The organism is Streptomyces sp. NPDC006430, from assembly GCF_040612395.1.
Classification (GTDB): domain Bacteria; phylum Actinomycetota; class Actinomycetes; order Streptomycetales; family Streptomycetaceae; genus Streptomyces.
On sequence record NZ_JBEXQA010000029.1, the window covers coordinates 1 to 14615 of the forward strand.

Consider the following 14615-nt stretch of genomic DNA (forward strand, 5'->3'; position numbering starts at 1 on the left):
TCCATGCTCGGATCCTGCGCCTGGAGCATCGTCCCCATCGCCCCGTCAGCCACCACCACACGGGTGGCCAGCGCCTCACGCAGGGCATCGGCCCGGTTCTGGGTGTCTGCGGGCGGGTTCGGCAACGAGGCCATGGTTGAGCTCCCTGGGATGCGACGGCTGTCGGCTTTGCACCCTCGCTGTGTCAAGGGCGCACGCGGTCAGGGTAACCGCACGGCGTCAACCCCGGTGGGGTTGTCTTACGTGGCGGACTGCATCCTGTGCGCGGGGGTCTGTCAGGGGTGTCCCGGTCGACGGAGGCCTGAACAGTTGCCCAACGATGCACAAGGTCGACATCGGCCGATACTGTTCAGCATTGTCGAACTACGTCAGCAGGAGGCTGCACGATGGCACGGAACATCCAGTCGCTCGAACGAGCCGCTGCGATGCTGCGGCTCCTGGCGGGCGGCGAGCGCCGGCTGGGCCTCTCGGATGTGGCCAGCTCTCTGGGCCTGGCCAAGGGCACGGCGCACGGCATCCTGCGCACGCTGCAGGCCGAGGGCTTCGTGGAGCAGGACCCCGCCTCGGGCCGCTACCAGCTGGGCGCGGAGCTGCTACGCCTGGGCAACAGCTACCTGGACGTGCACGAGCTGCGCGCCCGCGCGCTGGTCTGGACCGACGATCTGGCCCGGGCCAGCGGCGAGAGCGTGTACGTGGGCGTGCTCCACAAGAGCGGGGTGCTGATCATGCACCACGTGTTCCGGCCCGACGACAGCCGTCAGGTGCTGGAGGTGGGGGCCATGCAGCCGCTGCACTCGACGGCCCTGGGCAAGGTGCTGTCGGCGTACGACCCTGTCGCCCACACCGAGGCCCTGGAGGCGGAGCGCGAGGCGTTCACTCCCCGGACCGTCACCGACAGTGCGGGCTTCGAGGAGATCCTCGATCTGACCCGGGCGCGCGGCTGGGCCGCGGATGTCGAAGAGACCTGGGAGGGCGTCGCGTCGGTGGCGGCGCCGATCCACGACCGGCGTCGGCTGCCGGTGGGCGCGGTGGCGGTCGCGGGCGCCGTGGAGCGGATCTGCGGGGAGGCCGGGGAGCCCCGGGCGAGCCTCGTGGCGTCCGTTCGGGACTGTGCGCGCGCTGTTTCACGCGATCTCGGCGCGGGCCGGTTCTAGGCCCCTCCCAGCCCCTTCTCGGCCACCCCTTGGCCGACTTCTGCCCTCTTTTCGCCATAACCCGGCCACTCGATGGCCGGTTTTGTTCGATCACACCGAGCGGTAACGATCCGACACTTTGGCCTAGCCAACCCTTGACGCGTTCTTCACCTGGGCGGAAAACTGCCGTTCATCGGTCGGCATTGTCGAACACCTACCGGCAATACGCGTTAGGGTGTGGCAAGGCCAAGGGCCGGTGAAGCACTCACCGAGTGCGCGGACCACCGGACGGGACCCGGTGTCCGCCCACCCCTGGACGTAAGACAAAGGAGTCGCGGGTGTCCAGCTCCGACATCTTCATCGGCGAGACCATCGGTACCGCCCTGCTCACTCTCCTCGGTGGTGGCGTCTGCGCCGCCGTGACGCTCAAGAGCTCCAAGGCCAGGAACGCAGGCTGGCTCGCGATCACCTTCGGCTGGGGTTTCGCCGTACTGATCGCCGCCTACGTGTCCGCCCCGCTCTCCGGTGCGCACCTCAACCCGGCGGTCACCGTCGGCCTCGCCATCAAGAACAGCGACTGGAGCGACGTACCGGTCTACTTCGCCGGTCAGCTCCTCGGCGCCATGCTCGGCGCGGTCCTCATGTGGATCACCTACTACGGCCAGTTCCGCGTGCACCTCGCGGACCCGGAGCACATCCGTGACGCCAAGCTCGGCCCCGAGGACCCGCACCCGCACGACCAGGCGGGCCCGGTGCTCGGTGTCTTCTCGACCGGCCCCGAGATCCGCAACGTCGTCCAGAACCTCACGACCGAGATCATCGGTACGGCCGTCCTGGTCCTCGCGATCCTGACCCAGGGCCTGCAGGACGGTGGCAAGGGCCTCGGCGTCATCGGCGTCCTCATCACCTCCTTCGTCGTCGTCGGCATCGGTCTCTCGCTCGGTGGTCCGACCGGCTACGCCATCAACCCGGTCCGCGACCTCGGTCCGCGCATCGTCCACGCCGTGCTGCCGCTTCCCAACAAGGGCGGCTCCGACTGGGGATACTCCTGGATCCCGGTCGTCGGCCCGCTCGTCGGTGCCGCCGTCGCCGGTGGTCTCTACAACATCGCGTTCGCCTGATCAGAACCGGCACGATCGCAAGATCCGCACCGTCACACTGATTCCGCCTACCTCGACACCTGCCAGGAGCAGCCACCATGACCAGCAGCACCGGCCCCTTCATCGCCGCGATCGACCAGGGCACCACCTCTTCCCGCTGCATCGTCTTCGACCGCGACGGCCGCATCGTCGCCGTCGACCAGAAGGAGCACGAGCAGATCTTCCCGAAGCCGGGCTGGGTCGAGCACGACGCCACCGAGATCTGGACCAACGTCCAGGAGGTCGTCGCCGGCGCCATCGCCAAGGCCGAGATCACCGCCGCCGACGTCAAGGCGGTCGGCATCACCAACCAGCGCGAGACCACCGTCCTGTGGGACAAGAACACCGGCGAGCCGGTGCACAACGCCCTGGTCTGGCAGGACACCCGCACCGACGCCCTGTGCAAGGAGCTCGGCCGCAACGTCGGCCAGGACCGCTTCCGCCGCGAGACCGGCCTGCCGCTGGCGAGCTACTTCGCCGGACCCAAGATCCGCTGGATGCTCGACAACGTCGAGGGCCTGCGCGAGCGCGCCGAGGCCGGGGACATCCTCTTCGGCACCATGGACTCCTGGGTCATCTGGAACCTCACGGGCGGCGCCCAGGGCGGCGTGCACGTCACCGACGTCACCAACGCCTCGCGCACCATGCTGATGAACCTGCACACCCTGGCCTGGGACGAGAAGATCGCCGAGTCCATGGGCGTCCCGCTCAACGTCCTCCCGGAGATCAAGTCCTCCGCCGAGGTCTACGGCCACGTCAAGGAGGGCGTCCTCGCCGGCGTTCCGGTCGCCTCGGCGCTCGGTGACCAGCAGGCCGCGCTCTTCGGCCAGACCTGCTTCGCCGAGGGCGAGGCGAAGTCCACGTACGGCACCGGCACGTTCATGCTGATGAACACCGGCGACAAGGTCATCAACTCCTACAGCGGCCTGCTGACCACGGTGGGCTACCAGATCGGCGACCAGAAGCCGGTCTACGCCCTGGAAGGCTCCATCGCCGTCACCGGTTCGCTTGTCCAGTGGATGCGCGACCAGATGGGCATGATCAAGACCGCGGCCGAGATCGAGACCCTCGCGTCCTCGGTCGAGGACAACGGCGGCGCGTACTTCGTGCCGGCCTTCTCCGGCCTGTTCGCCCCGTACTGGCGCTCCGACGCCCGCGGTGTGATCGCCGGCCTCACCCGGTACGTCACCAAGGCGCACATCGCCCGTGCCGTCCTGGAGGCCACCGCCTGGCAGACCCGCGAGATCACCGACGCCATGACCAAGGACTCGGGCGTCGAGCTCACCGCCCTCAAGGTCGACGGCGGCATGACCTCCAACAACCTGCTGATGCAGACCCTCTCCGACTTCGTGGACGCCCCCGTGGTCCGTCCGATGGTCGCGGAGACCACCTGCCTCGGCGCCGCCTACGCCGCCGGCCTGGCCGTCGGCTTCTGGCCCGACACCGACGCCCTGCGCGCCAACTGGCGCCGTGCGGCGGAGTGGACCCCGCGGATGCCCGCCGAGCAGCGGGACCGCGAGTACAAGAACTGGCTCAAGGCCGTCGAGCGGTCCATGGGCTGGATCGACGACGAAGACGCCAGCTGACCGCACCAGCTGAGTCAATCGACGAGGAGCTAAGAGAGATATGAGCAGCCTGCAGAGCGTTCCCGCCCTGGGTACGCACCCGACCGCCGGTTCGAACGCGAGCCGTGCCGAGACCCGCGAGCAGCTGGCCAAGGCCACGTACGACCTCCTGGTCATCGGCGGTGGAATCCTGGGCACCTCGGTGGCCTGGCACGCCGCGCAGTCGGGTCTGCGGGTTGCCATGGTGGACGCCGGCGACTTCGCCGGCGCCACCTCCTCGGCCTCCTCCAAGCTCGTCCACGGCGGCCTGCGCTACCTGCAGACCGGCGCGGTCAAGCTGGTCGCCGAGAACCACCACGAGCGCCGGGTGCTGGCCAAGGACGTGGCCCCGCACCTGGTCAACCCGCTCACCTTCTACCTGCCGGTCTACAAGGGCGGACCGGTCGGTGCGGCCAAGCTGGGCGCGGGCGTCTTCGCCTACTCCGCCCTCTCGGCCTTCGGCGACGGCATCGGAAAGGTCATATCCCCGGCCCGTGCCGTCGCCGACAACCCGGGCCTGAAGACGGACAACCTCAAGGCCGTCGCGGTCTACTACGACCACCAGATGAACGACTCCCGCGTCGCCGTCATGACGGTCCGCGCGGCGGTCGAGTCGGGCGCGGTCGTCCTCAACCACGCCGAGGTCACCGGCCTGCGCACCACGCGCGGCCGGGTCACCGGTGCCGAGCTCAAGGACCGCCTCGACGGCACCGAGTTCGGTGTCGACGCGCGGGTCGTGCTCAACGCCACCGGCCCGTGGGTGGACCACCTGCGGCGCATGGAGGACAAGCACTCGATGCCGTCGATCCGCCTCTCCAAGGGCGCGCACATCGTCATGAAGCGCAAGTCGCCGTGGAAGGCCGCCATGGCCACCCCGATCGACAAGTACCGCATCACCTTCGCCCTTCCGTGGGAGGACCAGCTGCTCCTCGGCACCACCGACGAGGTGTACGAGGGCGACCCGGCGGACGTGCGTGCCACCGAGGCCGACATCCAGCAGATCCTGGACGAGGCGGCCTTCTCGGTGAAGGACGCGGACCTCGACCGCTCCCTGATGACGTACGCCTTCGCGGGACTGCGGGTGCTGCCCGGCGGCCCCGGCGGGGTCGAGAAGGCCAAGCGCGAGACGGTCGTCTCCGAGGGTGCGGGCGGCATGCTGTCGGTGGCCGGCGGCAAGTGGACCACCTACCGCCACATCGGTCGCGTGGTCATGGACAAGCTGGCCAAGCTCCCCGGCAGCCCGCTGACCGAGGACATGGAGCCGGTCAAGTCGCTGGTTCGCCGGGTGCCGCTGCCCGGTGTCGCCAACCCGAACGCCGTTGCGCACCGTCTGCTGGTGGACCACGAGCCGGGGACGCGGATGGACCCGCTGACCGCCCGCCACCTGGCTTCGCACTACGGCTCGCTGGCCTTCGACATCGCGCGGCTCGCCAACGAGGACCCGGCGCTGGCCGAGCGGATCCACCCGGACGGGCCGGAGATCTGGGCGCAGGTCGCCTACGCCCGTGACAACGAGTGGGCCGAAACGGTCGACGACGTGCTGCGCCGCCGTACGACGGTGACGGTCCGCGGCCTGGACGACGAGTCCGTGCGCGCCCGGGTCGAGGAGATGCTGAGCCGCAAGGCATAGCTCTCCCGCAGGTGGGGAAGAGGGGCGGTTCCGGGGGGAACCGCCCCTCTGTCGTGGGCTGTGGTCGGCGTCGCATCAAGGCTTAGGCTGACCCACGTACACAAGGGAACTTCGGAAGGAGACCTGGGTGATCGAGCTTGAGGGCGTGCCCGAGCTGATCGACCCGGTCATGGTGGCCGCGTTCGAGGGCTGGAACGACGCGGGTGACGCGGCCTCCGGTGCGGTCGCGCACCTGGACCGGGAGTGGAAGGGCGAGGTCTTCGCGGCGCTGGACGCCGAGGACTACTACGACTTCCAGGTCAACCGGCCGACGGTGTGGCTGGACAACGGGGTACGGAAGATCACTTGGCCGACGACCAGGCTGTCGGTGGTGCGGATCGGCGGCGCCAAGCCGCGGGACCTCGTGCTGGTGCGGGGCATCGAACCGTCCATGCGCTGGCGGTCGTTCTGCAACGAGATCCTGGGCTTCGCGCACGAGTTGGGCGTGGAGATGGTGGTGATCCTGGGCGCGTTGCTCGGGGACACCCCGCACACGCGGCCGGTGCCGGTCAGCGGGGTCACCTCGGACCCGGACCTGGCGCGGACCATGGACCTGGAAGAGACGAAGTACGAGGGCCCGACCGGGATCGTCGGCATCCTCCAGGAGGCCTGCACCCATGCCGGAGTCCCCGCCGTGTCCCTGTGGGCGGCGGTCCCGCACTACGTCTCCCAGCCGCCGAACCCGAAGGCGACGCTGGCCCTGCTGAACCGGTTGGAGGATCTGATCGACGTCCGGATCCCGCTGGGCGAACTGCCTGAGGACGCACGGGCGTGGCAACTGGGCGTGGACCAACTGGCCGCGGAGGACAGCGAGGTGGCGGAATACGTCCAGACGCTGGAGGAGGCGCGGGACACGGCGGACCTGCCGGAGGCCTCGGGGGACGCCATCGCCCGGGAGTTCGAGCGGTACCTGCGGCGCCGCGACCCGGCTGCTGAGGGCAGCGACGGCTCGTACCTGCGCGACACCTCCAGCGGGCTGACGCGCCCGCCCAAGCGCCGGCCGGACCCGGAGGCCGGTCCCGGGGGCGAGGAACCCCCCGCCGCGGACGGCGACGAGACGCCTCCGGAGGCGTGAGCCGTCGCCCTCGCGCCGCGCCGGCCGGGCAGTGCGATGCCCCCGGTCCCGTTCGGGGCTGGGGGCATCGGCCGTCAGGCGGTGGTCAGAGGGCCACGCCCAGGAGGGCGTCCACCGTGCGGGAGACCAGGCCCGGTGCGGACTCGTCATCGCCGTCCGAGGCGTTCTGGGCGTCGACCCAGCGGTCCACGGCAGCCAGCGCCGCCGGGGCGTCCAGGTCGTTCGCCAGGGCCTCGCGGACCTCCTCGACGAGGGCGTCCGCCGGCAGGCCGTCCGGGCGGGACACGGCCGCGCGCCAGCGCTCCAGGCGGGCCACCGCCTCGGCGAGGACGTCGTCCGTCCACTCCCAGTCCGCACGGTAGTGGTGGGACAGCAGGGCGAGGCGGATCGCCGCCGGGTCCACCCCGGCGCGCCGCAGTGCGGAGACGAAGACCAGGTTGCCCTTCGACTTCGACATCTTCTCGCCGTGCAGCGCGACCATGCCCGCGTGGACGTACGCCTTGGCCATCGGGAACTCGCCCGTCAGCACCTGTGCGTGCGAGGCACCCATCTCGTGGTGCGGGAACGCGAGGTCCGACCCGCCGCCCTGGATGTCGAAGCCCATCCCCAAGTGGTCCAGGGCGATGGCGACGCACTCGATGTGCCAGCCGGGCCGGCCGCGGCCCAGCGAGCCGCCGTCCCAGCTCGGCTCGCCCGGACGCGCCGCCATCCACAGCATCGGGTCCAGCGGGTTCTTCTTCCCCGGGCGTTCCGGGTCGCCGCCGCGCTCGGCGGACAGCAGGCGCATCGCGTCGGCGTCGAGGTTCGAGACCCCGCCGAAGTGGGGGTCGGACTCCACCGAGAAGTAGACGTCCCCGTCGAGCTCGTACGCCGCGCCCGCGTCCCGCAGCCGCTCCACGAGCGGCACGATGCCCGGTATGGCCTCGACGGCTCCGATGTAGTGCTGCGGCGGCAGCATCCGCAGGGCGGTCATGTCTTCGCGGAAGAGCGCCGTCTCGCGCTCCGCGAGCTCGGTCCAGTCGTGGCCGTCGCGCAGCGCCCTCTCCAGCAGGGGGTCGTCGACGTCCGTCACGTTCTGGACGTAGTGAACCTGCCGCTTGGTGTCGAGCCACACGCGCTGTACGAGGTCGAACGCGTTGTAGGTCGCCGCGTGACCGATGTGGGTCGCGTCGTACGGGGTGATGCCGCAGACGTAGATACGGGCGACGGGACCGGGGTCGAGGGTGATCGTCCCCTGGGTCGCGGTGTCGTGGATCTGGAGGTCGCGGCCCTTGCCGGGCAGGGCGGGGACCTCAGAAGCGGGCCAGGCATGCATGTGTCGAGCCTAACCGGACGCGTGTTCCGAAAACGAACCGGACCTGCACTGTTGGCCTGATCGACGCTCTTGCGGTCCGGCCGATTCTGTGCGTGCTCGCCGTGGTCCGCCGGGGCCGGTTCAGACCGGTGGCCATGGGATCGCCGGCCACTGCCCGGACGGCTGCGGATGCACACCGGCGCGCAGCAGCTGGGCCACCCGGGCCCGTACGGCGGCCAGCTCGACCGGAGTGATCAGTTCGGCCAGCCGGGTGGCGAGCGGCGCCCCGTCGGCCAGCTGGACGACCAAGGAGGCCAGCACCCCGCGCGCCTCCTCGGTCAGGGGTTCGCCCGCCCAGCCCCACAGCAGGGTCCGCAACTTGTCCTCGCTGTGGAAGGTCACCCCGTGATCAATGGCGTAGAGGCGGCCGTCGGGCGCGAGCAGCAGGTGACCGCCCTTGCGGTCACCGTTGTTGATCACTGCGTCGAGGACGGCGAGCCGGCGCAGCCACGGGTCGTCGGCGTGCACGAGCAGGGCGGTGCGGCCCTCCCCGACATCGGCGAGGGCGACGGGCTTCCAGCCCTCCCCCGCCTCCTCCCCCTCGACGAGGGCCAGCAGTCCGCTCCCGCTCGTCCCCCCGGAGTCGTCCGTCTCCCCCGGCTCGTCCTCGTCGGGCCCCGACTCGATCCACTGCTGGACCATGCCCTCGCCGTACGGCCCCTCGCGCAGCACGGTCGGTGGCACCAGGCCCCACCCCGTGGCCTCGGAGACCAGGTAGGCGGCCACCTCCCGCTGCGCCAGGTTCCCGTCGGGGAAGTCCCACAACGGGCGCTCACCCTTGACCGGCTTGTACACGCACTCGGCGCTCAGGTCCCCGTACGTCACCGTGCACAGGAGCACGGCGTTGGACGCCTCGCGGATCCGGCCCACGACGGTGAGCTCCCCCTTGGCGAGCAGTTCCTCACGTTCCCCCATGGCGCTCACACCTGGCGCCGGTAGCCGTTCTGGCGCGGACACACGTGTCCCTCGGGGTCCAGCGGCAGGCTGCACAGCGGGCACGGCGGCCGGCCGGCGTTGACCACGTCCAGGGCCCGCTTGGCGAAGGCGCGCGCCTGGGCTCCGGTGAGGCGGACCCGGAGCATCGGCGGGCCGTTCTCCTCGTCCTGGAGCAGCCGCTCCTCGGCCTCGGCGAGGTCTTCCTCGGAGTCGACCTCAAGTTCCACCAGCGCCTGTGCCTCGACGATCATCCGCTGTTCCTCGCCGTCCCAGGCCAGGGCCATGGTGCCGACGCGGAACTCCTCGTCGACCGGCACGTCCAGCGGCGCGGTGTCGGTGGCCTCGGCGGGGGCGACGGCCGGGACCGGCGCATTGCCGCCGGTGCGTCGTACGACCTCGTCCAGCAGCTCGTCCATCCGCTCGGCCAGCGCCGCGACCTGGGTCTTCTCCAGGGAGACACTGGTGACGCGGGGGCCGGAGGAGGCCTGCAGGAAGAACGTACGGCGTCCCGGCAGACCGACCGTGCCGGCCACGAAGCGGTCCGGCGGGTCGTAGAGGAACACCTGACGGGGCACGTCCAGTCTCCAAGTTCGGGGGTCCCCTGGACGGAGTCCGGGGGAGACAGGGGCAGGGCTGCGCGCGTGTGTGGGCCCATCCACCCTACTGCGCCGTTCGATCACGCCGCGCCCGCGCCGCCTCCCACGACCGCGTTCCCGCCGTCCTCGGTCGCGCTCTCGAAGGTCTCCGTCTCCGCGACGGCCGGATCCACCTCCGCGGCACGGGCGGGGCGCGGCGCGAGCGAGCCGAAGTCCCCGGTGTCGCCGAGCCGGAGCAGGAACGGCCGGGTCGGCGTGTAGCGGACGGCGGTGACCGAGCAGGGGTCGACGTGGATGCGCTGGAAGAGGTCCAGGTGCATGCCGAGGGCGTCCGCGACGAGGGACTTGATGACGTCCCCGTGCGAACACATCAGGAAGACGGCGTCGCTCCCGTGCTCCTCCTCGATCCGGGCGTTCCACTCCTGTACGGCGTCCACGGCGCGGGCCTGCATCGCGCGCATGGATTCCCCGCCGGGGAAGACGGCGGCCGAGGGATGCTGCTGGACGATCTTCATGAGCGGCTCGTCGGAGAGCTCGGAGAGCTTGCGGTTCGACCAGTCGCCGTAGTGGCATTCGCCGATCCGCTCGTCCGTGTGCAGTCCCAGCTCCGGCCGGGCGGCGAGCAGCGGCGCGAGGGTCTCCCGGCACCGCTGCAGCGGACTGCTGACCGCGGCGGCGAGCGGCACGGAGGCGAGCCGCTCGGGCAGCGCCGCCGCTTGCTCGGCGCCGCGCTCGTCGAGGGCCACTCCCGGGGTCCATCCGGCGAGCAGCCCTGCGGTGTTGGCGGTGGACCGCCCGTGTCGTACCAGGATCAGCGTGGCCATGGCGCAAGCCTAGGCTCTGCCGTCGGGGAGAACGAGGCCCGCGGTGGCACCGGCGTGCGGACGGGGCGCGCGCAGGGGAGAATGCCCCGCGTGATAGTCGACTGCGCCATGTACCGCGACGGCCGCCGCTCCGCTGCGCCCGAGGACCTTTCGGATGCGCTCGACGAGGCCCGGGAGAGCGGTGACGCCTTCCTCTGGGTCGGCATGTACGAGCCGTCCGAGGAGGAATTCGATCACGTCAGCCAGGAGTTCGGACTGCACAAGCTGGCGGTGGAGGACGCGCTGACCGCGCACCAGCGCCCCAAGCTCGAGGTGTACGACGATTCGCTGTTCGTCGTCCTCAAACCGGTGGTGTACGACGAGGAAGCCGACACGGTGTCCGCCGGCGAGCTGATGGTTTTTATCGGCGACTCCTTCGTGGTCACGGTCCGGCACGGCGAGGGGGCCGCGCTGGCCGCCGTACGACACCGGTTGGAGCAGGATCCGGAGGTCCTGCGGCACGGCCCGACGGCGGTGCTGTACGCGGTCTCCGACGCCGTGGTGGACCACTACATCGAGGTGGCGGCCGAGCTGCAGGCGGACCTGGAGGAACTGGAGGCGGAGGTCTTCGCTCCGAACGCCACCGAGACCAAGAACACCGCCGCCCGGATCTACGCCTTCAAGCGGCAGGTGCTGGAGTTCCGACGGGCCACGAACCCGCTGCTCCAGCCGATGGACCGGCTGGCCTTCGGGAACGTGCCCTTCGTGCACGGACACGCGCAGCCGTTCTTCCGCGACGTCGCCGACCACCTGACGAAGGCGAGCGAGTACATCGAGGGCCTGGACCGGCTGCTGTCGGACGCGCTGGCCGCGCACCTGGCGCAGATGGGCGTCCGGCAGAACGACGACATGCGCAAGATCTCCGCCTGGGCGGCGATGGCGGCGGTCCCGACGATGGTCGCGGGTATCTACGGGATGAACTTCGATCACATGTGGGAGCTGCGGCAGAGCTGGGGCTATCCGGTGGTGCTCGTGGTGATGGCGGCCGTCTGCCTGGGTCTGCACCGCTTGTTCAAGACCCGCGGCTGGCTGTAGGAGGACCGGGCACGGTGACCCCCGGGCCGGTGGTCGCCCCGCTACGCGAACTCGGGGGCGCTCGTCGGCGCGCCGCCCAGCGCGTTCCGTCGTTCCGGCAGGTGCAGGCCGATCATCCGGTGCCAGCCGGCGAGCCGCTCGTACGCGTACATCCCGCGGATCCCGGCGGCGAGTGCGGCCGCCTTGGGCGCGGGCCAGCGCAGCAGCCGGCCCATGTGGTCCATGACGGCGAGGCTCACGTCCCGATAGATGGCGATCTCGGCGAGGGCGCTCTCGCGCAGCACCTGCTGGATGGTCCGGCCGTGCCCCTGCCGGACGAGGCGCAGCAGTTCCTCGTGGCAGTAGGCGAGGTGGTTGTCCTCGTCGTGGCTGATCATGCGGATGGCCTTGCCGACCTCGGGGTGGTCCCCGAAGTGCCGGACGAGCATGTCCATCTGGTCGGCGGCGCGCTGCTCGGTCACCCGGCTGTGCGCGAGGTAGACGACGATGTCCCGCTCGGTCAGCGGCTGCGAGCGGCGCAGCTTCTCGTGGGCGAGGCCGATGCCGCGTCGTTCCAGCAGCATCGTGTAGTCGGTCTCGGGGGGCACCGGGACGGGTGGTAGGCCTCGCTTGTGGAGCAGGGCCAGGAAGAGCCGGCCGTGCTTGTCCTCGTCGGCGCCGTGCCGGGTGATCTTCGGCGCGAGATCGCGCATGCTGTCGGGCACCAGGGCTGCGATCCGACCGTTCTCCCAGCCGCCCTGGGTCTCCCCGCTGGCGGCGATCGAGCAGAACAGCTGGAACGAGTCGTCGTTGTCGACGATCTCCTGGAACAGACTGCGGGCAGAGAGCATGCATCGAGTCAACGGCCGAGTCGGGGGCCGGGCAACCGGGGGGTCGCACGGCTCGGCCGAACGAGCGATGCGAAGGGTGGGTGCGCGGGCGTAACCCCGCGGGGGCCGCACGCGTTGTGACGGTGTCGGCCGTGGCGGGGAAGACCCCCCGAGCCCCCACCACGGCCGCAGGGCTTCTTCAGACCAGGCCGGCCAGCTCCAGGGCCTCCGTGCCGGCCCGCAGGGCGGTGATCCGCTCGTCCAGGGTGAAGCCCGCCGGGGCGAGCGTGAGGGTGGTGACTCCGGCTTCGGCGTAGGCGCGCATGCCGTCCGCGATCCGCTCGACGGAGCCGAGCAGGGTGGTGGAGTCGATCAGCGTGTGCGGGATGGCCGCGGCGGCGCCCGCCTTGTCGCCCGCCAGGTACTTGTCCTGGACCTCGGCGGCTTCCTTCTCGTAGCCCATGCGCTGGGCGAGCTGGTTGTAGAAATTCTGCTTCCGGCTGCCCATGCCGCCGACGTACAGGGCGGTGTACGGGCGGAACGTGTCCGCGAGGGCGTTCACGTCCGCACCGACGGCCAACGGCACGGTCGGGCAGACGTCGAAGCCCTCCATGGTCAGCCCCGCCTTCGCGCGGCCTGCCCGGATGTGGGTGAGCGCGGTCGCCTCCAGGTGCTCGGCGGCCGGGAAGATGAGCAGCGCGCCATCGGCGATCTCGCCGGTCTGCTCCAGGTTCTTCGGCCCGATGGCGGCGATGTAGAGCGGGATGTGCTCGCGCTCCGGGTGCACGGTGAGCTTGATCGGCTTGCCGGGGCCGCCGGGCAGCGGGAGGGTCCAGTGCTCGCCCTCGTAGCTGAGCCGTTCGCGGCTCATCGCCTTGCGGACGATCTCCACGTACTCCCGGGTGCGGGCGAGCGGCTTGTCGAACTTCACGCCGTACCAGCCCTCGGAGACCTGCGGGCCGGAGACGCCGAGGCCGAGCCGGAAGCGGCCCTTGGTGAGGGAGTCCAAGGTGGCGGCCGTCATGGCCGTCATCGCGGGCTGGCGTGCCGGGATCTGCATGATCGCGGAGCCGACGTCGATGCGCTCGGTCTGGGCGGCGACCCATGCGAGGACGGTCGGGGCGTCGGAGCCGTAGGCCTCGGCGGCCCAGCAGACGTCGTAGCCGAGGCGGTCCGCCTCCTGCGCGACGGCGAGGTTGTCGGCGTCCATGCCAGCGCCCCAGTAGCCGAGATTGATGCCGAGCCGCATGTGTCGTCCCCTTACCGGTTTACCGATCAGTAACGTTGGTCTGCGGGGACTGTAGCGCGCCAAGGTCCCCCGCGTCAGTGCCCCAGTAGTCTCAGCGCTCATGGAGCAGAGGCATCTCGGCCGCACCGGACTGCGCGTGTCCCGGATCGGCCTCGGCACCCTGACCTGGGGCCGTTCCGCGGAGGGACCGGACGAGTCGGGCGCTGCCGAGCAGTTGAAGACCTTCTGGGAAGCGGGCGGCACGCTCGTGGACACCGCCGACGTGTACGGGTGCGGCGAAGCGGAGTACCTCCTCGGGCAGCTCATGGGCGGGCTGGTCCCGCGCCGGGACCTGGTCGTCGCAACCAAGGCGGGCAGCGTGCCGGATCCGGACCGGCGCTTCGACGGTTCGCGCGGTCACCTGCTGGCCGCCCTGGACGACTCCCTGGCCCGACTGGGCACCGACTACGTGGACTTGTGGCAGGTTCACGCCTTCGATCCGGGGACCCCGCTGGAGGAGACCCTCCAGGCGTTGGACCTGGCGGTGAGCAGCGGCCGGGCCCGGTACGCGGGGGTGTCCAACTTCAGCGGCTGGCAGTTGGCGAAGGCGGCGACCTGGCAGTTGGCGGCGCCCGGGACGCGGACCCGACTGGCTTCGACCCAGATGGAGTACTCCCTCCTCCAACGGGGCGTGGAGCGCGAGGTCCTCCCGGCCGCGCTGGACCTCGGTGTGGGCCTGCTCCCCTCCTCCCCGCTGGGCCGCGGCGTCCTGACGGGCAAGTACCGCAGCGGCACCCCTGCGGACTCCCGCGGCGCGTCGCCGACGATGGCCGGCTTCGTGGACCCGTACCTGGACGACGCGGCGAGCCGCATCGTGGACGCGGTGGCGACGGCGGCGCAGGGCCTTGCCGTGACCTCGCTCCAGGTGGCCCTGGCCTGGATCCGGGACCGGCCGGGGGTGGTCGCGCCGATCGTCGGCGCGCGGACGTCCGCGCAGCTCGACGCGGCTCTGTCGGTGGAGGCCCTTACCCTTCCGGAGGAGATCTGCCAGGCGCTGGACGACGTTTCGGCGCCCGTGCATCGCTACCCCGATCAGGACTGGAGCACGCTGTGAGTACGGACCGCCAAGCCGCTTCCGCACAGGACCCGGCCACCCCCGGCCACCGGGCCGAGG

13 protein-coding genes are annotated in these 14615 nt (G+C 70.9%); 7 read left to right on the top strand and 6 right to left on the bottom strand.

Features of this window, described 5'->3' with window-relative positions:
• Window positions 1-386: 386 nt before the first annotated feature.
• The 5 genes from ABZZ20_RS29435 (at window position 387) to ABZZ20_RS29455 (ending at window position 6620) form a co-directional block, all read left to right on the top strand.
• The gene (locus tag ABZZ20_RS29435) at window positions 387-1154 is read left to right on the top strand and encodes an IclR family transcriptional regulator (RefSeq protein WP_356874723.1); all 768 of its coding nucleotides are present in this window, start codon (window positions 387-389) and stop codon (window positions 1152-1154) included.
• Between the two features lie 317 nt (window positions 1155-1471).
• Window positions 1472-2254 (top strand): MIP/aquaporin family protein, encoded by a 783-nt coding sequence (locus ABZZ20_RS29440; RefSeq protein WP_356874725.1) that lies wholly within the window; start codon window positions 1472-1474, stop codon window positions 2252-2254.
• Window positions 2255-2331: 77 nt separating this feature from the next.
• A complete protein-coding gene (gene glpK, locus ABZZ20_RS29445) occupies window positions 2332-3858 on the top strand; it encodes a glycerol kinase GlpK (RefSeq protein ID WP_356874727.1) in 1527 nt (508 codons plus the stop codon).
• Window positions 3859-3898: 40 nt separating this feature from the next.
• Window positions 3899-5506, top strand: a complete 1608-nt coding sequence (locus ABZZ20_RS29450) for a glycerol-3-phosphate dehydrogenase/oxidase (RefSeq protein WP_356874729.1) — start codon at window positions 3899-3901, stop codon at window positions 5504-5506.
• Window positions 5507-5633: 127 nt separating this feature from the next.
• Window positions 5634-6620, top strand: a complete 987-nt coding sequence (locus ABZZ20_RS29455; RefSeq protein WP_356874731.1) for a PAC2 family protein — start codon at window positions 5634-5636, stop codon at window positions 6618-6620.
• Window positions 6621-6705: 85 nt separating this feature from the next.
• On the opposite strand, the gene mshC is transcribed toward ABZZ20_RS29455, so the two are convergent.
• From mshC to ABZZ20_RS29475, 4 genes are all read right to left on the bottom strand, one after another.
• Entirely contained in the window at window positions 6706-7935 is a 1230-nt protein-coding gene (mshC, locus tag ABZZ20_RS29460; RefSeq protein ID WP_356874733.1) for a cysteine--1-D-myo-inosityl 2-amino-2-deoxy-alpha-D-glucopyranoside ligase, read from the bottom strand.
• A 120-nt stretch (window positions 7936-8055) separates the two neighbouring features.
• Window positions 8056-8889, bottom strand: coding sequence for an SCO1664 family protein (locus ABZZ20_RS29465; RefSeq protein WP_356874735.1), 834 nt, complete (start codon window positions 8887-8889; stop codon window positions 8056-8058).
• Window positions 8890-8894: 5 nt separating this feature from the next.
• Window positions 8895-9485, bottom strand: a complete 591-nt coding sequence (locus ABZZ20_RS29470) for a DUF3090 domain-containing protein (protein WP_356849691.1) — start codon at window positions 9483-9485, stop codon at window positions 8895-8897.
• A 101-nt stretch (window positions 9486-9586) separates the two neighbouring features.
• Window positions 9587-10330: a histidine phosphatase family protein gene (locus ABZZ20_RS29475; protein WP_356874737.1), complete on the bottom strand. Its 744-nt coding sequence runs from the start codon at window positions 10328-10330 to the stop codon at window positions 9587-9589.
• 81 nt (window positions 10331-10411) lie between these two features.
• Between ABZZ20_RS29475 and ABZZ20_RS29480 the strand changes: the two genes are divergently transcribed.
• Window positions 10412-11404: a magnesium and cobalt transport protein CorA gene (locus tag ABZZ20_RS29480; protein ID WP_356874739.1), complete on the top strand. Its 993-nt coding sequence runs from the start codon at window positions 10412-10414 to the stop codon at window positions 11402-11404.
• A 41-nt stretch (window positions 11405-11445) separates the two neighbouring features.
• Here ABZZ20_RS29480 and ABZZ20_RS29485 read toward each other — a convergent pair whose 3' ends face one another.
• Both ABZZ20_RS29485 and ABZZ20_RS29490 read right to left on the bottom strand, forming a co-directional pair.
• Complete coding sequence (locus ABZZ20_RS29485; RefSeq protein WP_356874741.1) at window positions 11446-12234, bottom strand: ferritin-like domain-containing protein; 789 nt, start codon at window positions 12232-12234, stop codon at window positions 11446-11448.
• A gap of 178 nt (window positions 12235-12412) precedes the next feature.
• On the bottom strand, window positions 12413-13462 hold the full coding sequence (locus ABZZ20_RS29490; RefSeq protein ID WP_356874743.1) for an LLM class F420-dependent oxidoreductase: 1050 nt from the start codon (window positions 13460-13462) through the stop codon (window positions 12413-12415).
• Between the two features lie 100 nt (window positions 13463-13562).
• On the opposite strand from ABZZ20_RS29490, the gene ABZZ20_RS29495 reads away from it, so the two are divergent.
• Window positions 13563-14555: an aldo/keto reductase gene (locus ABZZ20_RS29495; RefSeq protein WP_356874745.1), complete on the top strand. Its 993-nt coding sequence runs from the start codon at window positions 13563-13565 to the stop codon at window positions 14553-14555.
• The last annotated feature ends 60 nt before the right edge of the window (window positions 14556-14615 follow it).

What these genes read in the sequence shown, in the direction of transcription:
- ABZZ20_RS29435 (WP_356874723.1), top strand. Translation starts at nt 387, where the DNA reads ATGGCACGGAACATCCAGTCGCTCGAACGAGCCGCTGCGATGCTGCGG.
- glpK (WP_356874727.1), top strand. Translation starts at nt 2,332, where the DNA reads ATGACCAGCAGCACCGGCCCCTTCATCGCCGCGATCGACCAGGGCACC.
- ABZZ20_RS29450 (WP_356874729.1), top strand. Translation starts at nt 3,899, where the DNA reads ATGAGCAGCCTGCAGAGCGTTCCCGCCCTGGGTACGCACCCGACCGCC.
- mshC (WP_356874733.1), bottom strand. Translation starts at nt 7,935, where the DNA reads ATGCATGCCTGGCCCGCTTCTGAGGTCCCCGCCCTGCCCGGCAAGGGC.
- ABZZ20_RS29465 (WP_356874735.1), bottom strand. Translation starts at nt 8,889, where the DNA reads ATGGGGGAACGTGAGGAACTGCTCGCCAAGGGGGAGCTCACCGTCGTG.
- ABZZ20_RS29475 (WP_356874737.1), bottom strand. Translation starts at nt 10,330, where the DNA reads ATGGCCACGCTGATCCTGGTACGACACGGGCGGTCCACCGCCAACACC.
- ABZZ20_RS29480 (WP_356874739.1), top strand. Translation starts at nt 10,412, where the DNA reads ATGCCCCGCGTGATAGTCGACTGCGCCATGTACCGCGACGGCCGCCGC.
- ABZZ20_RS29485 (WP_356874741.1), bottom strand. Translation starts at nt 12,234, where the DNA reads ATGCTCTCTGCCCGCAGTCTGTTCCAGGAGATCGTCGACAACGACGAC.
- ABZZ20_RS29490 (WP_356874743.1), bottom strand. Translation starts at nt 13,462, where the DNA reads ATGCGGCTCGGCATCAATCTCGGCTACTGGGGCGCTGGCATGGACGCC.
- ABZZ20_RS29495 (WP_356874745.1), top strand. Translation starts at nt 13,563, where the DNA reads ATGGAGCAGAGGCATCTCGGCCGCACCGGACTGCGCGTGTCCCGGATC.